Genomic DNA, 23,142 nt, shown 5'->3' on the forward strand with positions numbered 1-23,142 from the left:
CTCACGCCTCCTTCGTCTGGGTGGGGGCGGCGCCGCGACGACGGCGCAGCGGCGGCTTGGCGCCCAGGCGCTTGGGATCGAGGCCGGACCAGGAGTGACCGTCGGCGAAGAACTTCCGCCGGGCCAGCATCGTCATCAGCGGCTTGGTGAAGTAGAAGACCACGACGACGTCGAGGACGGTGGTCAGGCCGAGCGTGAACGCGAAGCCCTTCACCTTGCCGACGGTGACGATGAACAGCACCGCGGCGGCCAGGAACGACACGAAGTCGGAGACCAGGATCGTACGGCGGGCCCGGGGCCAGCCGCGCTCGACGGCCGGGCGCAGGGTGCGGCCCTCGCGGATCTCGTCCCGGATGCGTTCGAAGTAGACGATGAACGAGTCGGCGGTGATACCGATGGCCACGATGGCGCCGCAGACCGCCGGGAGGTTCAGCGCGAACCCGATGGTCGGGCCGAGCAAGGTCATGATCGTGTACGTCAGGATCGCCGAGACCAGGAGGCTCGCCAGCGCGACCAGCGCCAGTCCCCGGTAGTAGGCGACGAGGTAGATCACGACCAGCGCGAGGCCGATGGCACCGGCGATCAGACCGGCGTGCAGCTGCTCGCCGCCCAGCGCCGCGGTGACCGTGGTCTCGTCGTCGATCTTGAAGGAGAGCGGCAGGGAGCCGTAGGACAGCATGTTGCCGAGGTCCTCGGCGGACTGCTGGGTGAAGCCGCCGGAGATCGTGGCGTTGCCACCATTGATCGCGCTGCTGACCGACGGAGCGGAGACCACCGCACCGTCCAGCACGATCCCGAACTGGTTCTGCGGCTGCGCCTTGGTGGCGAGCTTGCCGGTGACGTCCGCGAACTTCTTGCCGCCCTCGGAGGTGAAGTCCATCTGGACGATCCAGCCCTGGCCACCCTGGCTGTCGAAGACGGCCTTGGCGTCGCTGACGTCCGTGCCCTCGACGCCGATCGGGCCGAGCGCGTACTTCTGCGTGCCGTCGTCCTTGCACGCCACGATCGGGTCGGACGGCTTGGAGTTCGCGGCCTTCTCACCGGCGGTGGCGCGGCTCTGCTTGGTGGAACAGTCCAGCGCGTTGAGCTGCTTCTGGAGGGCCGGCGGGATGTCCGCGCCGGGCGTCGGCGGCACCGCGGGGGCGGAGGGCTTGGCCGGGCCGGAGGGGGTGGGCTTGGCGGACGGTGCCTTCTTCAGCGCGTCCGTCACCGCCCGGCCCTGAGTGGTCGGCTTGTCGCCCGGCGACTGCGAGGCCTGCTGCTCGGTGCCCGGCTGGTCCTTGGCCGGGTCACCCGCGGCCTTGTCGCCCTTGGCCTTGCCGTTCGCGCCGCCCTTGGAGGGGCTGGGCTTGGGCTCGGGGGTCTTGGTGCCGGCGGTGGTGGTCAGCACCGGCCGGAATCCGAGCTGGGCGGTGGTGCCGACCTGCTGGCGGGCCTGCTTCGCGTCCGTCCCCTTGGGGATGTTCACGATGATGTGGTTGTCGCCCTGTGTCTGGACCTCGGCCTCGGACACACCGAGACCGTTGACCCGTCGCTCCATGATGCCGGCGGCGGTCTTCATGTTGGTCTCGTTGATCGCGTTGGGCTTGCCCGGCTGGTTCTGGGCCGCCAGCGTGAAGCTGGTGCCGCCTGCCAGGTCGATGCCCAGCCGGGGCGTCAGGGTGCCGGAGTAGAACATGCCTCCGATCAGCCCCACGATCGCGATGAGGACCAGGATCAGGGCGCGGCCCGGATGCCCCTGGCTCGCGGGCGCCCTGCGGCCCTTCTTCGGTGCTGCCACCTTCTCGTATCTCCCTGTCCAACCCCTCGGACCGGGATGCCGGCCGAGGGGCCACGAAGTCTTGTGGGGACGTGCCCCCGCCGGAGCCTAGACCGTCCCGGAACCGCGGTGCACGACACACCACGCGTGCTCCGCGGTTCCGTAGGGGTGGACTACTTCGCGTCGTCGCCGGACTTCTTGTCGTCCTTCGCGGCGTCGGCGTCCGCCTTGACGGTGTCCTTGACCTCGTCGGCGGGCTTGGCGTCCTTGGCCTCGTCGGCGGCGGGCTTGTCCGCGGCGGGCTCGGCGTCGGCCGGGGCGGCGGTCTTGCCCAGGTCGATCTTGTCGTCCTTCTCGGCCTCGGCGGTGTCGCCGGTCAGCGAGGAGGCGTCGTCCGGAACGACCGGCTCGCCACCGTGGATCGGGTCGGCACCGTCCAGGATGCGGTTGTACTCCTCGTCCGCGAGCACGGCGCCGATGGCGTTCTTGGCGTAAATGGCGTGCACGCCGGGGGCGACCTCCAGGAGGACGGTGTCCTCGTGGACCTCCTTGACCGTGGCGTACATGCCGCCGATGGTCCGGATGCCGGTGCCGGCCTGCATTTCATTGCGCATCTGCGCGGCCGCCTGCTGCTTCTTCTTGGCAGACCGAGTCATCAGGAACATGGCCCCGATGAGGACGATGAAGGGGAGGAGAGTCACGATATTCACGGGACGGAAATTCCTTCGCACGACCGCTGATGCGCGATCTCATATACGGGGGTGGGTATGCCGCCCATACGAACGGCATCGGCGGAGTCTAGGCGAGTCCCCACCAGTGGAACAACGCACAGCATCCCACCGCAGTTCCTGACCGGGCGAGTCCCCGCGCCGTCACGCCCCGAACAAGCCCTGCTGCCCGCCGGCGCCCGCCTGCTGCTGCGGCGGGACGAGCCCCAGATGCTCCCAGGCCGCCGGGGTCGCGATCCGGCCCCTGGGGGTCCTGGCCAGCAGTCCTTCCCGTACGAGGAACGGCTCGGCGACCTCCTCGACGGTCTCCCGCTCCTCCCCCACCGCGACCGCGAGGGTGGACAGGCCCACCGGGCCGCCGCCGAACAGCTTGAGCAGGGCCGTGAGCACCGCGCGGTCGAGGCGGTCCAGGCCGCGGGCGTCGACCTCGTAGACCCCGAGGGCCTGGGAGGCGATCTCGCGGGTGATCACGCCGTCGGCCTTCACCTGGGCGTAGTCGCGTACCCGGCGCAGCAGACGGTTGGCGATACGGGGCGTGCCGCGGGAGCGGCCGGCGATCTCGGCGGCGCCCTCGGGTTCTATGTCGACGTCGAGCAGCCCGGCGGAGCGGTGGATCACCCGCTGTAGCTCGGCGGGGGCGTAGAACTCCATATGGGCGGTGAAGCCGAAGCGGTCGCGCAGCGGCGGCGGCAGCAGACCGGCCCGGGTCGTGGCGCCGACCAGGGTGAATGGAGGGAGTTCGAGCGGGATGGCGGTGGCGCCCGGGCCCTTGCCGACGATCACGTCGACGCGGAAGTCCTCCATCGCCATGTAGAGCATTTCCTCGGCGGGCCGGGACATCCGGTGGATCTCGTCGAGGAAGAGGACCTCGCCCTCCTGGAGGGAGGAGAGGATCGCGGCGAGATCACCGGCGTGCTGGATGGCGGGGCCGGAGGTGATGCGGATGGGGGCACCCATCTCGGCGGCGATGATCATCGAGAGGGTCGTCTTGCCGAGGCCCGGCGCCCCGGACAGCAGGACGTGATCGGCGGTGGCACCACGGGCGCGGGCGGCGCGCAGCACCAGGTCGAGCTGTTCGCGCACCCGCTCCTGGCCGACGAATTCCTCCAGGTCCTTGGGCCGCAGCGCGGCCTCGACGGCGGTGTCCTCACCGTCCGCGTCGGCCCCGACCAGCCGGTCGGGCGCGCCCGTGGCGGGGTCCTCGGTGGTGGGCGGTGCGGTGTCGTCCCAGTTCACTGCGGTGTGCCTCGCGGGGTCGGGGCGGCCGGGCCGCCTGTGTGGTCGAACGGTCGGGGGCGCGGGGCCGGGCGGGCGGCGGTCATCGGGCGCGGTTCAGGGTCTGGAGGGCGGCCTTGAGCAGCTGTGGCACCTGGGGCGCTCCGCCGTCGGCGACGGCCGCCTCGGCCTGCGGGGCGACCGCGGTGACCGCTTCGTCCGCCTCGCGGGTGGCATAGCCCAGGCCGATCAGGGCGGCGTGCAGCTGATCGCGCCAGCCGGGTGTGACGGCGCTGCCGACGCCCGCGCGGCCGGTGCCCACCGGTTCCCCGAGCCGGTCCTTGAGCTCCAGGAGCAGCTTCTGCGCGCCCTTCTTGCCGATGCCGGGCACGGCGGTGAGGGCCTTCTCGTCACCGGTGGCGACGGCCAGCCGCAGCGCGTCCGGGGAGTGCACCGCGAGCATCGCCTGGGCGAGCCGGGGCCCGACACCGCTGGCGGTCTGGAGCAGCTCGAAGGTCTGCCGCTCGTCGTCGTCGGCGAAGCCGTAGAGGGTGAGCGAGTCCTCGCGGACGACGAGGGAGGTGGCGAGCTTGGCCTGCTGTCCGATGCGCAGGCCGGAGAGGGTGTCCGGGGTGCACTGGACAGCCATGCCGATCCCGCCGACCTCGACGACGGCGGAGTCCGGTGCGAGGGCCGCGACCGGGCCGGAGACGAAGGCGATCATCGGGTGCCCTTCTGGGGTGTCGCCCGGCGGACGCCGGGAGCGCGGACGGGGGCGGCGCGGCGGGCCGCGGCATGCGCCTGCTGGAGGCGGTTGACCGCGGGGGCGCGCCAGATGTGACAGATGGCGAGGGCCAGGGCGTCGGCGGCGTCGGCCGGCTTCGGCGGTGCGTCGAGCCGCAGCAGACGGGTCACCATCGCACCGACCTGGGCCTTGTCGGCCCGGCCGGAGCCGGTGACGGCGGCCTTGACCTCACTGGGGGTGTGCAGCGCGACCGGCAGCCCACGGCGGGCCGCGCACAGCATGGCGACCGCGCTGGCCTGGGCGGTGCCCATGACCGTACGGACGTTGTGCTGGCTGAAGACCCGCTCCACGGCGACGAATTCGGGGCGGTACTCATCGAGCCAGGCGTCTATCCCGCGCTCGATCTCGACCAGCCGCCGGGCGATGTCCAGGTCCGCCGGTGTGCGGACGACGCCGACGCCGACCATCGTCAGCGGACGCCCCGCGACGCCGTCGACCACCCCGACCCCGCAGCGTGTCAGCCCGGGGTCCACCCCCAGCACCTTCATCGGTCCCCGCCCCTCGCCTGTCGGTCGGCTGTGCCTGCCTCGGAAGCGCATGCCCCCTGATCAGCACAGTAGTGGCTGCCACTGACAAACCGACGGGCCGACGGGGTGTGTCCCCGTCGGCCCGTCAGACGACCGAGCATGCGGCGCCGGTCAGGCGTCGACCTTGGCCATGACATCGTCCGAGACGTCGAAGTTGGCGAAGACGTTCTGCACGTCGTCGCTGTCCTCCAGCGCGTCGATCAGCTTGAAGATCTTGCGTGCGCCCTCTTCCTCCAGCTCGACCTGCATGGTCGGGACGAAGTTGGCGTCGGCCGAGTCGTAGTCGATGCCGGACTCCTGGAGGGCCGTGCGGACCGCGACCAGGTCGGTGGCCTCGCTGAGCACCTCGAAGGACTCCCCGAGGTCGTTGACCTCTTCGGCGCCCGCGTCCAGGACCGCGCCCAGGACGTCGTCCTCGGACAGTTCGCCCTTGGGGACGATCACCACGCCCTTGCGGTTGAACAGGTACGACACCGAACCCGGGTCGGCCATCGAACCGCCGTTGCGGGTCATGGCGACGCGGACGTCCGAGGCGGCGCGGTTGCGGTTGTCGGTGAGGCACTCGATGAGCACCGCGACACCGTTGGGGCCGTACCCCTCGTACATGATGGTCTCGTAGTCGGCGCCGCCGGCTTCGAGGCCCGCACCGCGCTTGACCGCGGAGTCGATGTTCTTGTTGGGCACCGAGCTCTTCTTGGCCTTCTGGATGGCGTCGAAGAGCGTGGGGTTACCGTCCGGGTCGGCACCGCCGGTACGGGCCGCGACCTCGATGTTCTTGATCAGCTTCGCGAAGAGCTTGCCGCGCTTGGCATCGATCACGGCCTTCTTGTGCTTCGTCGTAGCCCATTTAGAGTGGCCGGACATCCGCCTGTCTCCTTCGCGTAACCAACGTCTGAAACGAACGCCTCAGATCCTACCGGGGCCAGGTCACACGGTGTCACTCCCGCCCGTCACCCGGCCACGACCCCGATCAAGAGCCGTGGCCCGCCCCTGGGATCAGTCCCGGGCCCGCCGCACCATGTCCACGAACAGGGCGTGGACCCGGTGGTCGCCGGTGAGCTCCGGGTGGAAAGACGTGGCGAGGACGTTACCCTGCCGCACGGCCACGGTGTGCCCGTCGTACGTCGCCAGGACCTCGACCGCGCCACCGACCGACTCGACCCAGGGCGCCCGGATGAAGACGCCCTCGACCGGTCCGCCGGGAATCCCGGCGACGTCGATGGCCGCCTCGAACGACTCGTTCTGCCGCCCGAAGGCGTTACGGCGCACGATCATGTCGACGCCGCCGAACGTCTCCTGGTCGTCCCGGGCGTCCAAGAGCTTGTCGGCGACCATGATCATGCCGGCGCAGGTGCCGTAGACCGGCTTGCCCGCGCGCACGAAGGCGCGCAGCGGCTCCAGCATGCCGAAGACGACCGCCAGCTTGGACATCGTGGTGGACTCGCCGCCCGGGATGACCAGGCCGTCGATCTCGTCCAGTTCCTCGGGACGGCGTACCGGCCTGGCCAGGGCGTCCGCCTCGGCGAGCACGGCGAGGTGCTCGCGGACGTCGCCCTGGAGGGCCAGCACACCGATGGTGGGGGTGCTCATCCGGTGTCCTACCAGCCGCGGTTGGCGTAGCGCTCGGCCTCGGGGAGGGTGTCGCAGTTGATGCCGACCATGGCCTCGCCCAGGTTGCGGGAGACGTCCGCGATCACCTTCGGGTCGTCGTAGAAGGTGGTGGCCTTCACGATCGCGGCGGCGCGCTTGGCGGGGTCACCGGACTTGAAGATGCCGGAGCCCACGAACACGCCCTCGGCACCGAGCTGGCGCATCAGTGCGGCGTCGGCCGGGGTGGCGACACCACCGGCGGAGAACAGCACGACCGGCAGCTTGCCGAGCTCGGCGACCTCCTTGACCAGCTCGTACGGGGCGCGCAGCTCCTTGGCGGCGGCGAACAGCTCGTTGTTGTCACAGCCGCGCAGCTTGGCGATCTCGCCCTTGATCTGGCGCAGGTGACGGACCGCCTCGACGACGTTGCCGGTGCCGGCCTCGCCCTTGGAGCGGATCATGGCGGCACCCTCGGCGATCCGGCGCAGCGCCTCGCCCAGGTTGGTGGCACCACACACGAAGGGGGTGGTGAAGGCCCACTTGTCGGAGTGGTTGACCTCGTCGGCCGGGGTGAGGACCTCGGACTCGTCGATGTAGTCGACACCGAGCGACTGGAGGACCTGCGCCTCGACGAAGTGGCCGATCCGGGACTTGGCCATGACCGGGATGGAGACGGCGCTGATGATGCCGTCGATCATGTCGGGGTCCGACATCCGGGCCACGCCACCGTCCTTGCGGATGTCGGCGGGGACCCGCTCCAGGGCCATGACGGCGACGGCGCCCGCGTCCTCGGCGATCTTCGCCTCTTCCGGCGTGACGACGTCCATGATCACGCCGCCCTTGAGCTGCTCGGCCATCCCGCGCTTGACGCGCGCGGTTCCGGTCTCGGGGTTCTGGGGCGTGGTAGGCGTGCTGGACACGGTTTGACCTCACTCAGTGCGGGTGGCTGTACTGCTGCGCCCACACAACCGTTTGTGAGCGGACCGGGAAAAGGGCCAATTAGAGGTCAGTGGCTCGTCACCGCTGGGAGTCGCAGCCACCCGCTCCGCGCTCCCGGCCCGCGGCCGGGCTCAGTTCCCGGCCGAGCGGTCGTCCAGAACGGCCGGCGGCTCGTCATCCATCTCGAAGGCCAGCGGGAACGGCGCATGACCGGCCAGCCGAAAATACCGCACCACCCGGTGCCGGCGGACGGCGCGGGCGGCCCGTACGGCGTCGTTGTGAAAGCGACGGGCCATCGGGACCCGGCGCACCGCGGCGGTGAGCTCGGCGACCGTCTGCTCGCCACCGGGCGCCTCCCGTACGGCCTCCAGCTGTGCCTCCTCCGCGAAGATCGCCCGCAGCGCCTGGCTCAGCTCACTCTCCGCGACCTCACGGTGGTCCTCCTCTGCCTGCCGCGCCTCGTGCGCGGCCTGGTAGAGGACGATCGAGGCGGCCGGATCGAGGACCCCCGACGTCCCCACCTCCTGCGCGACGGACGCCCGTCGCAGCAGCTGGGCGTCGAGCGCCGCCCTGGCCGCGTCGATACGGGCGTGCAGGCGGTCGAGGCGGCCGGCCGTCCAGCTGAGGTAAATACCGATGAGGACGATCGCGACGGCGATCCAGATGAACGTGGTCACGGGCGGTCACGATACGCGCTGCCGCGCTTTGTCTTCGCCCCACGTTTTTGGCTTTCCCGCCGTGGGTGTTGCTCGCCGTTTGTTGCCCGCTTGCGCGGTGCCCCCGCCGTTGCGCCTGCGGCGGGCGGGGCCGCTGCGCGGGGCTGTCGGGTGCGGTGACGGGTGGGAAAAACCTTGGTGGGTGGACCCGTAGGTGGTCCGGTGCGGCTCGCAGGGCCCGTTTATGGCTTACGGCGGCCAGCCCCCACCCACCGTCACTCACTCCCCCCACGGGAGGGGACGGGCCGGAGGGGCCGGTGTGTGGGACGTAAAGCGAAGCAGTCCCACACACCGGCCCCGGAGGCCCGTCACCGCACCCACAGCCCCGCGCAGCGGACCCGGCCCGCCGCAGGCGCAACGGCGACCAACAACCACGACGGGACGGCCAAAAACGTGGGAAGTCAATCCTTCTGCCAGAGGCGATTCCGTGGACCGACCCGCTCGTCCGTGGCCACGGACGCCGCGCCGGTGGTGACCGTCTCGTAGACGGCGAGGATGTCGGCGCCGACAGTCGACCAGTCGAAGCGGCGCACATGACGGGCGCCGCGTTCGCGCAGTTCGGCGAGGCGCGCCGGGTCACCGAGGAGTCGTACCGCCCCAGCGGCCAGCGCATCGGCGTCCTCGTTGGTGAAGAGTGCGCCGGCTTCGCCCTGGTCGAGGACCTGGGCGAAGGCGTCGAGGTCGCTGGCCAGGACGGGCGCCCCGGCCGACATGGCCTCCACGAGGATGATGCCGAAGGATTCGCCGCCCGTGTTGGGCGCGACATAGAGGTCGACGCTGCGCAGCAGGCGGGCCTTGTCCTCGTCGCTGACCATGCCGAGGAATTCGACCCGGGAGCGCAGGTCGGCGGGCAGCTCCGCGACCGCCTCCGCCTCGTCGCCGCGGCCGGCGACCAGCAGCCGGGCGTCCGGTACCGCGGCGAGGATCGTGGGCAGCGCCTTCATCAGGACCGGCAGGCCCTTGCGCGGTTCGTCGATCCGGCCGATGAAGCCGATCGTGCGTCCCTGCCATTCGGCCTTGGGCTCGGCGGTGGCGAAGAAGTCGACGTCGACGCCGTTGGGGATGACCACCGCATCGCCGCCGAGGTGTTCGACGAGGGTGCGGCGGGCGTATTCGCTCACCGCGATCCGTGCGCTGATCTTCTCCAGCGCGGGCTGGAGGATCGGATACGCGGCGATCATCGCCCGCGAGCGCGGGTTGGAGGTGTGGAAGGTCGCCACGATCGGGCCCTGGGCCGCCCAGCAGGAGAGCAGGCCTAGCGAGGGCGAGGCCGGCTCGTGGATGTGGATGACGTCGAAGGCGCCGTGCTGGAGCCAGCGGCGGACCCGGGCGGCGGAGAGGAACCCGAAGTTGAGGCGGGCGACCGAGCCGTTGTACGGGACGGGGACGGCGCGGCCGGCGGAGACGACGTACGGCGGCAGGGGGGTCTCGTCGTCCGAGGGGGCCAGGACGGAGACCTCGTGGCCGAGGCGGATCAGGTGATCGGCCAGGTCCCGGATGTGGAACTGCACGCCGCCGGGGACGTCCCAGGCGTACGGGCAGACGATGCCGATCTTCACACGGACTCCGTTCCGGAGGTTCCGGAGGTCTCGGTGCCGCCCGGGGCGCCGGGCTGCTCGCGCGGTTCCAGGTCAGCGAGCCAGAGCCGCTGGAGCATGTGCCAGTCCTCGGGGTGGTCGGCGATGCCGGAGGCGAAGGCGTCGGCGAGCTCCTGGGTCATCAAGGCGGCCTTCTCGGCGCGGGTGCCGGTCTCGGGGACCTCGATCTCCGGGTGGACCCGGCCGCGCATGACGGGGGTGTCGTCGTACCAGAGGGTGACGGGCAGCAGCATGGCGCCGGTCTGGACGGCGAGTACGGCGGGGCCGGCCGGCATCTTCGTGGCCTCACCGAAGAACTTGACCTCTATGCCGGAGGCGGAGAGATCGCGGTCCGCGACCAGGCAGACCAGCCCGCCGGCCCGCAGCCGCCGGGCGAGCGTGCCGAAGGCGGCGCCGCCGGTGTGCGGCAGGACCTCCATGCCCAGGCCCTCGCGGTAGGCGACGAAGCGGTCGTAGAGGGTTTCCGGCTTGAGGCGCTGAGCGACGGTGGTGAAGGGGACCCCGAGCTTGGTGGTGACCCAGGCGCCCGCGAGGTCGTAGTTGCCCATGTGGGGCAGCGCCAGGATGACGCCACGGCCACTTTTGAGCCCGTCCTCCAGGTAGTGCACGTCCTCGGGGATGAAACCCGTCCTTATCCGGTCCTTGCTCCAGGCCGGCAGCCGGAAGGACTCCATCCAGTAGCGCATGTACGAGCGCATCCCGGCCCGGGAGAGCTCGGCGAGCCGCTGCGGTGTGGCGTCCGGCACGACCCGGGCGAGGTTCGCCTCCAGGCGGCGGACCCCCTTGCCGCGGCGCTTCCAGGCGGTGTCGGCGATCCGGCGGCCGAGCCGTACGGCAGCGCCCTCGGGCAGTTTCTTGACGGTGCTCCAGCCCAGCGCGTAGAGCGCCTCCGCCAGCTTCTCCGTATCGATCAACGACCGGCCGTTCCTGCGCGGGCTCATGCGCTGTTCCCCCCTTGTGCCATGGCGTCGGCCTCGGCCGACTCCCGTCGTACCGTCACCACGCGCTGGCCCAGGGTGACGGCGCTGCCGATGCCGACGATCCACAGGGCGATCGGCAGCAGGATCTCGACGCCGGGCACCCCGAAGGCATGCAGCCCCGACAGGCCGCAGGCGACCAGCGTGATGACCAGCCGCTCGGCGCGTTCCACCAGGCCGTTGACGTCCACCGGCAGCCCGATGGCCTCCCCGCGGGCCTTGGTGTACGAGACCACCTGGCCGCTGGCCAGGCAGAAGATCGCCATCCCGCAGAGCATCAGGCTGTCGCCCCGGCCCGCGTACCACAGGGCGAGCCCGCCGAAGATCGCCGAGTCGGCGACCCGGTCGAGGGTGGAGTCGAGGAAGGCCCCCCAGCGGCTGGAGCGGCCCAGCTGCCGCGCCATGTTGCCGTCGACGAGGTCGGAGAAGACGAACAGCGTGATGACGATCGTGCCCCAGAAGAACTCGCCCAGTGGGTAGAAGATCAGGGCGCCGGCCACCACGCCCCCGGTGCCGACCAGAGTGACCGCGTCCGGGCTGACGCCGATCCGGATGAGCAGGGCGGCGAACGGCGTGAGAACACGCGTGAAGAACGCACGCGCGTACTTGTTCAGCATGGCCTTCCCGGGAGTCGATACGGGCCGTGCGGTCTAGCGGCCACCGGCGGGCCCATCGTAGCCAGGAGGTCACGGGGCACCACGAACGCATCGCGGCGCGGGGTGCGTCCCGCGGCTCGGCACCCCCGACGCGCGCCGGTGGCCGCGCCCACAGGCCCCACCAGGGACGTCCGGACCCCTTGGGAGCACCGGGCCCGTGTGCCATGTATGGACGCGGCATGGCCGCGGTGGAAAGCTCGAATCACCGCAAAGTGTCGACCTGGAGGCGAGACACATGAGCGAGAAATCGAGTACACACCCGGGAGCCGCCGGCAGGGCATCAACGGCCGACCAGCCCACGGCCCTGCGCAATGTGGTGCTGGTCGGCCACAGCGGCTCGGGAAAAACCACACTGGTCGAGGCCCTCGCGCTGGCATCCGGCGCGGTCAACCGGGCGGGCCGGGTCGAGGACGGCGGCTGCCTCTCCGACTACGACGACATCGAGCACCGGCAGCAACGCTCCGTACAGCTCTCCCTGGTCCCGGTGGACTGGGGAGAAGTCAAGATCAATCTCTTGGACACCCCCGGATACGCCGATTTCGTCGGGGAACTCAGGGCCGGTCTGCGCGCCGCGGACGCGGCCCTTTTCGTTGTCTCGGCGGCCGACGGCGTGGCCGGCGCGACCCGTATGGTCTGGGACGAGTGCGCGGCCGTCGGAATGCCGCGCGCGCTGGTCATCACGCACCTGGAGGCGTCCCGCGCCGACTTCGACGAGATGACCGAGCGCTGCCGCTCCGCTCTCGGCGGCGAGGACCCGGACGCCGTCCTCCCCCTCTACCTCCCGCTGTACGGGACGCCGGGCGCCGACGGCCACGCCCCCGTGCACGGCCTGATCGGCCTGCTCTCCCAGCGGGTCTTCGACTACTCCTCCGGCGAGCGCACCGAACGCGCACCGACGGAGGACGAGCTGCCGCTGATCGAAGCGGCCCGCAACCGCCTCATCGAGGGCATCATCGCCGAGAGCGAGGACGAGTCCCTGATGGACCGCTACCTCGGCGGCGAGGAGATCGACATCAAGACCCTCACCGGGGACCTGGAGACGGCGGTCGCCCGGGGCACCTTCCACCCCGTGCTGGCCGCGGCCCCGGCCGCCGAGGGCGCCAAGCAGGGGCTGGGCACCGTGGAGCTGCTGGAGCTGATCACCGGTGGCTTCCCGACGCCCGTGGAGCGCGAGGCGCCGGCCGTGACCACCCCGGACGGCGCCCCGCGCCCGGCGCTGAGCTGCGACCCCGACGGTCCGCTCGCGGCCGAGGTGGTCAAGACCTCCTCCGACCCGTACGTCGGCCGGATCTCGCTCGTCCGCCTGTTCTCGGGCACCCTGCGCCCGGACGAGACGGTGCATGTCTCGGGCCACGGCCTACAGGACCGCGGGCACGAGGACCATGACGTGGACGAGCGGGTCGGCGCGCTGTCCACCCCGTTCGGCAAGCAGCAGCGGCCGCTGTCCAAGGCGATCGCCGGCGATCTGGCCTGTGTGGCGAAGCTGTCCCGGGCCGAGACCGGCGACACCCTCTCCGGCAAGGACGACCCGCTGCTGATGGAGCCCTGGACGATGCCGGACCCGCTGCTGCCGGTCGCCATCCGGGCACACAGCAAGGCCGACGAGGACAAACTCTCGCAGGGCCTGGCCCGGCTGGTCGCCGAGGATCCGACGATGCGTCTGGAGCACAACCAGGACACCCATCAGGTGGTGCTGTGGTGCCTGGGCGAGGCACATGTCGATGTCGCCCTGGAGCGGCTGCGGACCCGCTACGGCGTCCAGGTGGACACGGTCGCGCACCAGGTGTCGCTGCGGGAGACCTTCGGTGCCCACGCCGCCGGCCGCGGGCGGCATGTGAAGCAGTCCGGCGGACACGGCCAGTTCGCGATCTGCGAGATCGAGGTGGAGCCACTGCCCGGCGGCTCCGGTATCGAGTTCGTGGACAAGGTCGTGGGCGGTGCGGTGCCCCGGCAGTTCATCCCGTCCGTGGAGAAGGGCGTACGCACCCAGGCCGCCCGCGGGGTCGCCGCCGGGCATCCGCTCGTCGACATCCGCGTCACGCTGCTCGACGGCAAGGCGCACTCCGTCGACTCCTCGGACGCCGCGTTCCAGACGGCGGGCGCGCTGGCGCTGCGGGAGGCCGCCGGTGAGGTCCGGATCGATCTGCTCGAACCGGTGTCCGAGGTGAGCGTGATGGTTCCGGACGATTTCGTCGGCCAGGTGATGAGCGATCTGTCGGGGCGCCGCGGCCGGGTCGTGGGCACCGAACAGTCAGGGGCGGGACGCACCGTGGTGCGCGCCGAGGTGCCCGAGATCGAGATCGACCGCTACGCCATCGATCTGCGCTCCCTCTCGCACGGCACCGGGCGGTTCTCCCGCGTCCACCTGCGGCATGAGCCGATGCCGCCGCAGCTCGCCGACAAGTGGCGGGAAGAGGCGGAGAACGGCGCATAGTTGACGGCCGATCAACCGTTGGAGCGGCCGCTGTCCTGCTCAACTCCTCTGGGCGGGACGGCGGCTGTACGCTGAAGCCCTGCCGTTGAACCGGGGTTCGACGCCAGGATGCGAGGTCACGGGCTCGAAGACAGGCTCTCAGCAGGTGTGCCGTCAGCGGAAGTCGGGAAGAGCCGCATCATTGGATGCGTGCGGTGTGGGGGGCGGTAGTGGCAGACGGCTTTGACTTCAGTCCCGGGGCGCAGGTCCCGCTTTCGGGGAGCGCCGGGCAGACGGCGGCGACCCAGGCGCTGGCCTCGGCCGCCTATCGGGACAGCCCGCTCGCCGATATCTCCAAGGCCGACTCGGAATCCGGCAAGTCCGCCATCAAGAAGCCCAAGCTGTCGCTGTTCGCGCCCAATCTCGGCGAGGCGTTCGCGCGGGCGGTGCAGGTGCGGATGCTCGGCGGCGGGCGGGCCGCGCTCATCCAGTCCTTCGGGACCGAGCCGCAGACCATCGTCGAGCACTGTCTGTCCGCCACCCGTATCCGCAAGCAGCGGGACGCCAAGCTGACGCTGCTGATGGTGCTGTTCGGGGTGCTGTTCCTGCCCGGTGTGCTGCTGTGGCTGGGCGTCTTCCAGCTGCGGAAGATGCTCTCCAAGGACGGCGCGGGCAAGGGCCTCTCCCTGATCGGCGGGGTGCTGCTGACGGTGCTGGGCGTCCTCGGCGTGTTCTTCATGATCAAGCTGCCGTTCAACGGCTTCTGGCCGCTGTACGCCCGCGGCGCGGTCGTCGCCCCGGTGATCGGCTGGTGGCTGGCCAAGCAGATCTGCGAGAAGACCGCGGTGGCCATGCGGGAGTCCTGGAAGGGGCTGCTGGAGGGCGGCGGGGTGGCCGCGAAGATCCCCGAGGCGGTCCCCCAGGACCCGAACCAGATCGCCGCCGAGACCCTCCGCCAGAATCTCGCCAAAATCTCCGCCGAGCAGAACAGCAATGTCGTCTTCTACGCCGGCCCCAAGGGGATACTCGGCATGGGCACCCGCTGGGGCAGCTGGCAGCTCGCCGAGGAGCTCATCCCGGCGCACGAGGGCAGCGAGATCCACCCGTTCCGCAGCTGGGACGTGATCCGGGCGATCCACGACAAGCTGCGGCTGCTGGAGCGCAGCCCGCTGCACACCGGCGGCTTCCCCACGCCGTCCGTACGCCACTGGATCGTCTCGCCAGTCGGCGAGAAGGCCGCCGCGGTCGCCCGCCCCGAGGGCAGCCATGTGGAGGCGTACCAGATCCGCGGGCACGAGATAGAGCGGATCTGCAACGAGCAGCAGTTCGGCAGCGGCAACCGCCACTACCTCGGAGTCCAGTTCGTCCTGTGGGACGGCCAGTTGGTGATCACCCTCATGATCACTGTCACCGTGCTCCACGAGACGCTGCGCATCGAAGTGACCGGCCATGCCCTCGGCCCGGTCAACGGCCTCTTCACGACGAAGCCGGAGCCCAAGACCAAGGACGTCGCCAAGGTCGTCAAGTTCTGGGAGACCAAGACCCAGCACCTCCCGCTCATCGAGCCGCAGGAGGTGGTCCGGCTCGCCGCCCGCGCCCCGCTGACCTGGTTCCCGTCGGTGCTGGACTTCCTCGGCGGCAAGCTGACCCTGCCCGAGCCGTTCGGCCTGCGGCACGTCTGGGCCGACAAGCCCTGGCGGCACCGCTTCATGGCCGATGACGCGCTGCGCGCCGCGACCCCGGTGCTGCGCACGGTCCACTCCGCCGCGATGAGCGTCCTCAAGGAGAACGGCGTGGACACCGAGCGCTTCACCAACCGCTCCCTGGTGCTCAGCGGCATGATCCAGGGCGTGGAACCGCAGAAGGCGGACGAGTACAACGCCTAGGTGACGGCCCCCAGGGGGCGCACCGGCTAGCGGAAGATGCCGGTGTGCCCCAGGGAGTACCGTCCCGGCTGCGGGTAGACCGCCAGCCCGTGCGGGCCCTGGCCGACCGGGATCTTGGCGAGGGTCTTGCCGGTACGGGTGTCCAGCGCATAGACCTCGGAGTTGTAGCGGCCGGACAGCCACAGCACCTTGCCGTCGGTGGACAGACCGCCCATGTCCGGGCTGCCACCGCCGCGGATGTGCCATTTGTCGACGAGCTTGCCGGTCCGGAAGTCGAGCAGGGAGATGGAGCCCTCGCCGCGGTTGGAGACGTACATGTGCTTCGAGTCGCGGCTGACGTAGAGGCCGTGGGCGCCCTTGCCGGTCGCCATGAGCCGGGGCCGGTCGAAGGTGTCACCGTTGAGGACCCAGATGCCGTCGGCCGTCATGTCGGCGACGTACCAGGTCCTGCCGTCCGGGGAGATCTTCACGTCCTGTGGCATCGCGCCCTCGAACGGCAGCTTCTCCTGGCCGATGACCTTCATCTTCGCGGTGTCGACCTTGAGCAGCTCGCCGGAGAACTCACAGGAGACGATGAAGTACTTCCCGTCCGGCGAGAAGTCGGCGTGGTTGACGCCGGCGCAGCTGACCGGGAGCGTCTTGCGGACCTCCATGGTGTGCGGGTCACGGAAGACCAACTGCCGGTCCATGGAGGCCATCACGACCGCGTACTTCCCGTTGGGCGTGAAGTAGAGGTTGTACGGGTCGTGGACCTTGACGGGGTCGCCGGCCTTGCCGGTGGCCGGGTCGATCGGGGTGAGGTCGTGCCCCCGGTTGTTGTTGACCCAGAGCGTCTTCAGGTCCCAGGACGGCACGACATGCTGCGGCTGGACGCCGACCGGAATGGTCTCGATGACCTTGTAGGTCTTCGGGTCGATGACGCTGACCGTGTCGGAGCCGGTGTTGGGGACATAGATCCGCGAGGGGAAGTCCTTGACCTGCGGCGCCAGCCTGCCCGGCCGGTCCGCCGCGTAGAGGTCGTGCTCGTCCAGCAGCGGCGGCATCCCGGGCAGGCCCGGCTTGGCGGCCTTGAGCGGTGCGCGCTCGACCGGCCGCGGGCTGTGCGCCGCCCGGCCGTTCTCGTCACCGCTGCCACAGCCCGCGGCCACCAGCGCGCAGGCCACGGCGAGCAGCGTGGCCCGGTGGCGCACGCGGGGGCTCCGACGGTCGTGGGTACGGTTCCGGTCAGCCATCAGGTCACTAGCTCCGTTGTCGTCACCGCGCGCAGACCGCGCCGGCGGAGGCCGTCGAGGATCGGGGGCAGCGCGGCCACCGTGCCGGCGTGCCCGAGGTGGAGACTCACGACCGAGCCCGGCTCGACCGCGTCCAGGACCGTGCGCTGGACGGCGGCGGCACCGGGGTCGTTCGCGTCGAGGGAGTCCACGTCGTAGGAGAGGACGTGCGGATAGCCGGCCTTGCGGGCCAGCTCGGTCACCAGCGGCGTGGCCCGCCGGGTCTGCGAGGGGCGGAACCAGCTGCCGATGGTCCCGGTGAGCCTGCGCAGCCGGTCGGCGCAGCCGCTGATCTCGGCGTAGGCGTCGGCGGCCGGCAGGGCGCAGATATCGCGGTGGTGCAGCGTGTGATTGCCCAGCTCATGGCCGCCGTCGAGGATCCGGCGGGCCATCGCGGGCTGCTCGTCGAGCCAGTCGCCGATGGCGAGCACGGTGACCCTGGCGCCGGCCCGCTCGGCTTCGCCCAGCAGGGCGGTCGCCATCCCGGGGTCGCCCCGGCCGTGGAAGGTCAGTGCGACCGCCCGGCCGTTCCGCGGCCCGTGTTCGATCTGTACGGGCAGGCCGGGCACCCGGGTCGGCGGCCGGGCGGCGCGCACCGGGGCGGGCGAGGCGTGGCCCGCCCCGGAGGGGCCTGGTCCGCCGGCGGAGCGGGCGGCTCCGGGGTCCTGGTCCCGCGTCGGGTCGCAGCCCGTCACCAGCGCTCCGGCGGCCGCGGCCGAGGCGGCCGCACGCAGCACGGAGCGGCGATCTAGGGAAGTCACCACCCCATTAGAGGGGCAACTAATCAGAATTAGGGCGATCTATCCGATTCGTCCGGTGCGTGTCGCCCCGGACACCCGCCCCGGAGCGGGCCGGACGGGCGCTACGCGGGCCAGGCGCGCGCGAGCATCGCCCGGGTGTCGGCGAGGAGTTGGGGCAGCACCTTGGTGTGGCCGACCACCGGCATGAAGTTGGTGTCGCCGCCCCAGCGCGGGACCACGTGCTGGTGGAGATGGGCCGCGATCCCGGCCCCGGCCACGGTGCCCTGGTTCATCCCGATGTTGAAGCCGTGCGCCCCGGAGGCGGTGCGCAGTGCGGTCATCGCCCGCTTGGTGAACTCCGCCAGCTCCGCGGTCTCCGGGCCGTCCAGCTCCGGGTAGTCGGCGACATGCCGGAACGGGACGATCATCAGGTGCCCGCCGTTGTACGGGTACAGGTTCAGCACCGCGTAGACATGCTCACCGCGCGCGATGACGAGGCCGTCCTCGTCCGACTTCTCGGGGATGGTGCAGAACGGACAGCCGTCATCGGCCCCCGGGCCGGTCGGCTTGTTCTCCCCCTGGATGTAGGCCATCCGGTGGGGCGTCCACAGGCGCTGGAAGGCGTCCTGCGTCCCGACTCCGATCTGCTGCTCCGGCTCGCTTGTCATACGGGCCAGCATATGGCTTCGCCCGTTGGCACCGTGTCGTTGGGGCGGATACCCTGGCCCGCTCCGCGATGCTGTGCCGGTGGACAGGGACGTGCGGCTACAGGAGTGGGAGAGGCGCGCCCAGCCGTATCTCTTCATCGCCTCGATCCTCTTTCTCACCTCCTACACGGTCCGGGTCCTGATCCCCGGTCTCTCTCCCGGTTGGTACATCTTCTGGGAGACCCTCACGATCGTGAGCTGGGGTGTTTTCGTGGCGGAGTACCTGGCGCGGCTGGCGCTCAGCAGGGACCGCTGGCACTTCGTGCGCACCCGCTGGCTGGACCTGATCGTGACCGTGCTGCCGCTGTTGCGGCCGCTGCGCATGATCGATCTGCATGAGCGGATGCAGCTGCGCCGGGCCGCGCCCGGGCTCGCGCTGGAGGCGCGGGTGATGACGTACTCCGGGCTCGCCGCGCTGCTGCTGGGCTACGCCGCCAGCCTGGCGGTCTACCACGACGAGCGGTCCGCCCCGCACGCGAACATCCGCACCTTCGGTGACGCGGTGTGGTGGGCCGCTTCCACGCTGACGACGACGGGATACGGCGACGCCACCCCCGTCACCGCACGCGGCCGGGTGATCGCGGTGGGGCTGATGTTCGTCGGGGTGGCCCTGGTGGGAGCGGTGGTGGGCTCCTTCTCCGCCTACCTGATGCGCCGCTTCCGGCAGGAGGGCGAGACATGACGCGGCCCCGGAGAGCCGCTCGCTCTCCGGGGCCGGGTGCTCAGGCCGTCACAGCTGGACGCGGCGCTCCACGACGTCCAGGAGCTCGGCGATCGCCTCCTCGCGCGGAATGCCGTTCTTCTGCGACCCGTCGCGGTAGCGGAAGGACACCGCGCCATGGGCGACATCCTCGTCACCGGCGATGATCATGAACGGCACCTTGCTCTTCTGGGCGTTCCTGATCTTCTTCTGCATCCGGTCCGACGAGGAGTCCACCTCGATCCGCAGCCCCTTGGTCTTCGCCTCGGCGGCGAATTCCTGGAGGTAGGGGACATGCGCGTCGCCGATCGGGATGCAGGTCGCCTGGACCGGCGCCAGCCAGGCCGGGAAGGCACCCGCGTAGTGCTCCAGGAGCACGCCGAAGAACCGCTCGATCGAGCCGAACAGCGCGCGGTGCAGCATGACCGGCTGCTGCTTGGAGCCGTCGGCCGCCGTGTACTCCAGACCGAACCGCTTCGGCTGGTTGAAGTCGACCTGGAGGGTCGACATCTGCCAGGACCGGCCAATCGCGTCCCTGGCCTGCACGGAGATCTTCGGACCGTAGTAGGCGGCGCCGCCCGGGTCGGGGACCAAGGGCAGGCCCTGCTTCTCGGCCGCCTGGCGCAGTGCCTCGGTGGCCTCCTCCCAGTCCTCGTCCGAGCCGATGAACTTGTCGGACTCGTCGCGGGTGGACAGCTCCAGCTCGAATTCGTTCAGGCCGTAGTCGCGCAGCAGGTCGAGCACGAAGGTCAGGAGCGTGTCGAGCTCCTGCGGCATCTGCTCCTTGGTGCAGTAGATGTGCGAGTCGTCCTGGGTGAAGCCGCGCGAACGGGTCAGGCCGTGGACGACGCCGGACTTCTCGTAGCGGTAGACCGTGCCGAACTCGAAGAGACGCAGCGGCAGTTCACGGTAGGAGCGGCCGCGCGACTTGAAGATCAGGTTGTGCATCGGGCAGTTCATCGCCTTGAGGCGGTAGTTCTGCTCGTCGAACTCGATGGCCGGGAACATCGACTCGCCGTAGTGCGGCAGATGCCCGGAGATCTCGAAGAGGCGCTCCTTCGAAAGGTGCGGGGTGTTCACGAACTCGTAGCCGGAGACCTCGTGCCGCTGGCGGGAGTAGTCCTCCATCACCTTGCGGACGACGCCACCCTTGGGATGGAAGACGGCGAGACCCGGGCCCAGCTCCTCCGGGAAGGAGAACAGGTCCAGCTCCGCGCCCAGCTTGCGGTGGTCGCGCTTCTCCGCCTCGACAAGGAACTCCAGATGCGCCTTGAGCTCGTCCTTGGTCGGCCAGGCGGTGCCGTAGATCCGCTGGAGCTGCTTGTTCTTCTCGCTGCCGCGCCAGTACGCGGCGGCCGAGCGCATCAGCTTGAACGCCGGGATGGCGCGGGTGCTGGGCAGGTGCGGACCGCGGCACAGGTCCTTCCAGCACAGCTCGCCGGTCTTGGCGTCGAGGTTGTCGTAGATGGTCAGCTCGCCGGCGCCGACCTCGGCGGAGGCGCCCTCGGCGGCGTCCGCGGCGGAGCCCTTGAGCCCGATCAGCTCCAGCTTGTACGGCTCGTCGGCCAGCTCCTCGCGGGCGGCGTCATCGCTGACCGCACGGCGCGCGAACTTCTGGCCGCGCTTCTGGATCTCCTGCATCTTCTTCTCGATGCGCTTGAGATCGTCCGGGTGGAACGGGGTCTCGACGTCGAAGTCGTAGTAGAAGCCGTCCTTGATGGGCGGGCCGATGCCGAGCTTCGCCTCCGGGAACAGCTCCTGCACGGCCTGCGCCATCACATGCGCGGTGGAGTGCCGCAGGATGTTCAGACCGTCCTCGGAGGTGATCTCGACGGGCTCGACCGCGTCACCGTCGGCGACCTCGTACGCCAGGTCCTTCAGCTCCCCGGCCACCCGCGCGGCGACGACGCCGCGCTCGCCCTGGAAGAGGTCGGCGGCCGTAGTGCCCGTGGTCACCACGCGTTCTTCCCGCTCGGAATCGCGCTGGATGGTCACACGGACGTCTGACACCGGTCTCTCCTGACTACTGTCTCTTCACGGCAGCGATTGCTGCGCAGCCGAATCGTACCGAGCCCGCGGACCCGACCGCGAAACGGTTTCACCACCCCCGGCTCGCACGGTGTCATTCCTCGGCACCGCACGCCTCCTCGAAGAAGTCGAGATTCTCCTGGAGCGACTTCAGCAGCCGGTCCCGCTCCGCCTCGTCGACCTGTACGGGCGTGACATCGCGGCCGCCGGTGATCCGCCGGAAGCCGCCGCGGCTCTCCAGCCGCCCGCTCACCCGCACCGGCAGTCCCACCAGGTGCGCATGCCCGGCGATCCGGTAGTCCTCCTCCCCCAGCGCGACCCGTACCTGGAGCACATCGGCTCCGGAGATCACCCGCAGCCGCACCGTGCCGGGGCCGCCCGGCCGCTCCCTGCGCAGCCGTACCACCGCACCGGTCACCCGGACCGGCAGCGACGGCTCATCGCGGACATAGCGCTGGGCGGCCTGCTGGAGCGCGGGCAGATCGCCGGGCGAGAACTCCACCGGCTCGGGGCGGGCCGGGCAGCCGGCCGGGGCGCCGGCCGCCGGCGACCACTCGACCGCGATCCGCGCCCCCTCCGCGTCCCGCACCAGGGCGATCAGCGCCTGGGCCAGCTCATGGCAGGCCCCCAGCTCGACGGCCGCGTCGAAGGCCTCCATACCGCCGGTGGCCCGCTGGTAGTCGGTGGCGTCGCGGACCGCGTGCAGCGCCCGCTGGAGCCCGGCGACCGCCCGGCGGCCGCCGGCGACCGGCACGAACGCGGTCACCCGGCGCCCGGCCGCCGCCGGACCGACCAGCACCCGGCTCAGGAACCCCTCGGCCTGCCGTTTGTGCCGGGCACCGTAGTACCCGGCCTGCCCGTACGTCCCCAGCGCCCCGGCGAGCAGCATCGAGCGGGCCGCCCCGCGCAGCTGCTCCTGCGCCACCCAGTGCGCGGCCCCCGAGCCGCCGTCGGGGACCTCGCGCTCCCAGCGCACCTCGTCGCTGGGCACCGCCAGCCCCATCAGCACCTCCCGGGCGGAGGGTGCGGCGCTCTGCGCCAGCGCCGCCAGCGCCTCCGCGAGCAGTTCCCCGCTGTCGGGGAAGCGGCGGTCGTGCGGGACCAGCAGGCTGGTGCCGGCCGCGCCGCCGGGCGGTGTCCACCGGGCGTAGTGGCCGGCGGCCCCGCCCCGGCGCCGCCAGCCGTGCCGGGCCAGCAGCGCGCCGAGCACCGCCGGGTCGAGCTGCGCGGGATCCAGCAGCCGCGCGTCATATTCGTCGGTCGGCCGGTACATCAGGGTCTCCCTCCCGCGCCGACGCGCGTCATGATCTCGCAGAGCGCTCGGTCGTCGAAGATCCGCGCGGTGGGGATCCGCACAGTGGTCCTGCGCCGGCCGGTCACCGGATGGCCGGCCAGGTTGATCCAGTAGCAGCAGTGCCGCAGTTCGAGGCGGTCGTGGCCGGCCCGCAGCCAGTCGTCCGGGGTCCGCGGGACCAGCATCACGACCAGGATCTTGTGCACCGTCACGGGCGTACGGGCCAGCTTCACCAGGTGGTCGTTGTCGAGCGTGAAGGCGAACGTCGGCCCCGGCGGGCGCGGGGCGGTCTGGTAGGTGCACTTGAGCTGCACCTTGATGGTGACCTCGTCGTCGACGGTGTGGCCGGGCGCGCCATGGCTGACGTGCCAGTCGATTCCGTTGTCCGGGAAGGGCTGCGCCAGCGAGCATCCGGAGGCGGCGGCGACCGCATGGAGATAGCCCACCTGAAGGGTCTCCATGCAGGCGGTGGTGGCGAGTCCGCCGCGCTGCGGTGTGGTCCGCTGAGGCAGCAGCCCGCCCGGTTCGGGCTGCGCGAGCGTCATCGCGGAGTGGCCTTCCGGGCTGTGCCGATCGATGCGGGTGGATGACGG

21 protein-coding genes are annotated in these 23,142 nt (G+C 70.8%); 3 read left to right on the plus strand and 18 right to left on the minus strand.

Translation table 11 applies throughout. The features are described 5' to 3' along the window. Position 1 precedes the first annotated feature (1 nt). The 12 genes from secD to pgsA form a co-directional block, all read right to left on the minus strand. Positions 2-1,780 (minus strand): protein translocase subunit SecD, encoded by a 1,779-nt coding sequence (secD, locus tag TU31_RS20805; RefSeq protein WP_042156904.1) that lies wholly within the window; start codon positions 1,778-1,780, stop codon positions 2-4. Positions 1,781-1,932: 152 nt separating this feature from the next. Continuing rightward, entirely contained in the window at positions 1,933-2,469 is a 537-nt protein-coding gene (yajC, locus tag TU31_RS20810; RefSeq protein ID WP_042156907.1) for a preprotein translocase subunit YajC, read from the minus strand. A 162-nt stretch (positions 2,470-2,631) separates the two neighbouring features. Next, positions 2,632-3,723, minus strand: coding sequence for a Holliday junction branch migration DNA helicase RuvB (gene ruvB / locus TU31_RS20815; protein WP_042156909.1), 1,092 nt, complete (start codon positions 3,721-3,723; stop codon positions 2,632-2,634). A gap of 82 nt (positions 3,724-3,805) precedes the next feature. After that, positions 3,806-4,426 carry a Holliday junction branch migration protein RuvA gene (ruvA, locus tag TU31_RS20820; RefSeq protein ID WP_042156911.1) on the minus strand — a complete coding sequence of 207 codons (621 nt, stop codon included), beginning with the start codon at positions 4,424-4,426 and terminating at the stop codon, positions 3,806-3,808. Next, complete coding sequence (gene ruvC, locus TU31_RS20825) at positions 4,423-4,995, minus strand: crossover junction endodeoxyribonuclease RuvC (RefSeq protein ID WP_042156913.1); 573 nt, start codon at positions 4,993-4,995, stop codon at positions 4,423-4,425. Before ruvC ends, ruvA begins: the two co-directional genes overlap by 4 nt. A gap of 150 nt (positions 4,996-5,145) precedes the next feature. Further along, complete coding sequence (locus TU31_RS20830) at positions 5,146-5,898, minus strand: YebC/PmpR family DNA-binding transcriptional regulator (RefSeq protein WP_042156915.1); 753 nt, start codon at positions 5,896-5,898, stop codon at positions 5,146-5,148. A gap of 132 nt (positions 5,899-6,030) precedes the next feature. Beyond that, the gene (gene pdxT / locus TU31_RS20835) at positions 6,031-6,624 is read right to left on the minus strand and encodes a pyridoxal 5'-phosphate synthase glutaminase subunit PdxT (RefSeq protein ID WP_042156918.1); all 594 of its coding nucleotides are present in this window, start codon (positions 6,622-6,624) and stop codon (positions 6,031-6,033) included. Between the two features lie 8 nt (positions 6,625-6,632). After that, on the minus strand, positions 6,633-7,544 hold the full coding sequence (pdxS, locus tag TU31_RS20840) for a pyridoxal 5'-phosphate synthase lyase subunit PdxS (protein ID WP_042156921.1): 912 nt from the start codon (positions 7,542-7,544) through the stop codon (positions 6,633-6,635). 150 nt (positions 7,545-7,694) lie between these two features. Continuing rightward, on the minus strand, positions 7,695-8,240 hold the full coding sequence (locus tag TU31_RS20845; protein WP_042156923.1) for a LemA family protein: 546 nt from the start codon (positions 8,238-8,240) through the stop codon (positions 7,695-7,697). A gap of 440 nt (positions 8,241-8,680) precedes the next feature. Continuing rightward, a complete protein-coding gene (locus TU31_RS20850) occupies positions 8,681-9,838 on the minus strand; it encodes a glycosyltransferase family 4 protein (RefSeq protein ID WP_042156925.1) in 1,158 nt (385 codons plus the stop codon). Then, the gene (locus tag TU31_RS20855; protein WP_042156928.1) at positions 9,835-10,818 is read right to left on the minus strand and encodes a phosphatidylinositol mannoside acyltransferase; all 984 of its coding nucleotides are present in this window, start codon (positions 10,816-10,818) and stop codon (positions 9,835-9,837) included. The genes TU31_RS20850 and TU31_RS20855 overlap by 4 nt, the downstream gene beginning before the upstream one ends. Next, positions 10,815-11,471 carry a phosphatidylinositol phosphate synthase gene (pgsA, locus tag TU31_RS20860; protein ID WP_042156930.1) on the minus strand — a complete coding sequence of 219 codons (657 nt, stop codon included), beginning with the start codon at positions 11,469-11,471 and terminating at the stop codon, positions 10,815-10,817. Before pgsA ends, TU31_RS20855 begins: the two co-directional genes overlap by 4 nt. Positions 11,472-11,745: 274 nt before the next feature. Here pgsA and TU31_RS20865 point away from each other — a divergent pair, with 274 nt between their 5' ends. Together TU31_RS20865 and TU31_RS20870 are read left to right on the plus strand one after the other, a co-directional pair. Continuing rightward, positions 11,746-13,944, plus strand: coding sequence for an elongation factor G-like protein EF-G2 (locus tag TU31_RS20865; RefSeq protein WP_042156933.1), 2,199 nt, complete (start codon positions 11,746-11,748; stop codon positions 13,942-13,944). Between the two features lie 185 nt (positions 13,945-14,129). Further along, positions 14,130-15,809: an AbeC-like domain-containing protein gene (locus TU31_RS20870; RefSeq protein ID WP_042156935.1), complete on the plus strand. Its 1,680-nt coding sequence runs from the start codon at positions 14,130-14,132 to the stop codon at positions 15,807-15,809. A 26-nt stretch (positions 15,810-15,835) separates the two neighbouring features. Here the strand turns inward: TU31_RS20870 and TU31_RS20875 are convergent, their stop codons facing one another. From TU31_RS20875 to TU31_RS20885, 3 genes are all read right to left on the minus strand, one after another. Continuing rightward, positions 15,836-17,041, minus strand: coding sequence for a YncE family protein (locus tag TU31_RS20875; protein ID WP_042156936.1), 1,206 nt, complete (start codon positions 17,039-17,041; stop codon positions 15,836-15,838). Then, on the minus strand, positions 17,041-17,841 hold the full coding sequence (locus tag TU31_RS20880; RefSeq protein WP_042157553.1) for a polysaccharide deacetylase family protein: 801 nt from the start codon (positions 17,839-17,841) through the stop codon (positions 17,041-17,043). Before TU31_RS20880 ends, TU31_RS20875 begins: the two co-directional genes overlap by 1 nt. Positions 17,842-17,942: 101 nt before the next feature. Next, a complete protein-coding gene (locus tag TU31_RS20885; protein WP_042156938.1) occupies positions 17,943-18,500 on the minus strand; it encodes an HIT family protein in 558 nt (185 codons plus the stop codon). Between the two features lie 61 nt (positions 18,501-18,561). Between TU31_RS20885 and TU31_RS20890 the strand changes: the two genes are divergently transcribed. Further along, positions 18,562-19,209 (plus strand): potassium channel family protein, encoded by a 648-nt coding sequence (locus TU31_RS20890; RefSeq protein WP_042156940.1) that lies wholly within the window; start codon positions 18,562-18,564, stop codon positions 19,207-19,209. Between the two features lie 48 nt (positions 19,210-19,257). Here the strand turns inward: TU31_RS20890 and thrS are convergent, their stop codons facing one another. From thrS to TU31_RS20905, 3 genes are all read right to left on the minus strand, one after another. Beyond that, positions 19,258-21,237: a threonine--tRNA ligase gene (thrS, locus tag TU31_RS20895; RefSeq protein WP_042156943.1), complete on the minus strand. Its 1,980-nt coding sequence runs from the start codon at positions 21,235-21,237 to the stop codon at positions 19,258-19,260. A 112-nt stretch (positions 21,238-21,349) separates the two neighbouring features. Next, positions 21,350-22,528: a hypothetical protein gene (locus TU31_RS20900; protein ID WP_042156945.1), complete on the minus strand. Its 1,179-nt coding sequence runs from the start codon at positions 22,526-22,528 to the stop codon at positions 21,350-21,352. After that, entirely contained in the window at positions 22,528-23,094 is a 567-nt protein-coding gene (locus TU31_RS20905) for a DUF4365 domain-containing protein (RefSeq protein WP_042156947.1), read from the minus strand. The genes TU31_RS20900 and TU31_RS20905 overlap by 1 nt, the downstream gene beginning before the upstream one ends. Between the last annotated feature and the right edge of the window lie 48 nt (positions 23,095-23,142).

This window comes from Streptomyces lydicamycinicus, assembly GCF_000829715.2.
Classification (GTDB): domain Bacteria; phylum Actinomycetota; class Actinomycetes; order Streptomycetales; family Streptomycetaceae; genus Streptomyces; species Streptomyces lydicamycinicus.

Excerpts from the sequence above, each read along its gene's own strand:
- ruvA (WP_042156911.1), bottom strand. The coding sequence starts at position 4,426 with ATGATCGCCTTCGTCTCCGGCCCGGTCGCGGCCCTCGCACCGGACTCC.
- ruvC (WP_042156913.1), bottom strand. The coding sequence starts at position 4,995 with ATGAAGGTGCTGGGGGTGGACCCCGGGCTGACACGCTGCGGGGTCGGG.
- TU31_RS20830 (WP_042156915.1), bottom strand. The coding sequence starts at position 5,898 with ATGTCCGGCCACTCTAAATGGGCTACGACGAAGCACAAGAAGGCCGTG.
- pdxT (WP_042156918.1), bottom strand. The coding sequence starts at position 6,624 with ATGAGCACCCCCACCATCGGTGTGCTGGCCCTCCAGGGCGACGTCCGC.
- TU31_RS20855 (WP_042156928.1), bottom strand. The coding sequence starts at position 10,818 with ATGAGCCCGCGCAGGAACGGCCGGTCGTTGATCGATACGGAGAAGCTG.
- pgsA (WP_042156930.1), bottom strand. The coding sequence starts at position 11,471 with ATGCTGAACAAGTACGCGCGTGCGTTCTTCACGCGTGTTCTCACGCCG.
- TU31_RS20865 (WP_042156933.1), top strand. The coding sequence starts at position 11,746 with ATGAGCGAGAAATCGAGTACACACCCGGGAGCCGCCGGCAGGGCATCA.
- TU31_RS20870 (WP_042156935.1), top strand. The coding sequence starts at position 14,130 with ATGCGTGCGGTGTGGGGGGCGGTAGTGGCAGACGGCTTTGACTTCAGT.
- TU31_RS20875 (WP_042156936.1), bottom strand. The coding sequence starts at position 17,041 with ATGGCTGACCGGAACCGTACCCACGACCGTCGGAGCCCCCGCGTGCGC.
- TU31_RS20885 (WP_042156938.1), bottom strand. The coding sequence starts at position 18,500 with ATGCTGGCCCGTATGACAAGCGAGCCGGAGCAGCAGATCGGAGTCGGG.
- TU31_RS20900 (WP_042156945.1), bottom strand. The coding sequence starts at position 22,528 with ATGTACCGGCCGACCGACGAATATGACGCGCGGCTGCTGGATCCCGCG.
- TU31_RS20905 (WP_042156947.1), bottom strand. The coding sequence starts at position 23,094 with ATGACGCTCGCGCAGCCCGAACCGGGCGGGCTGCTGCCTCAGCGGACC.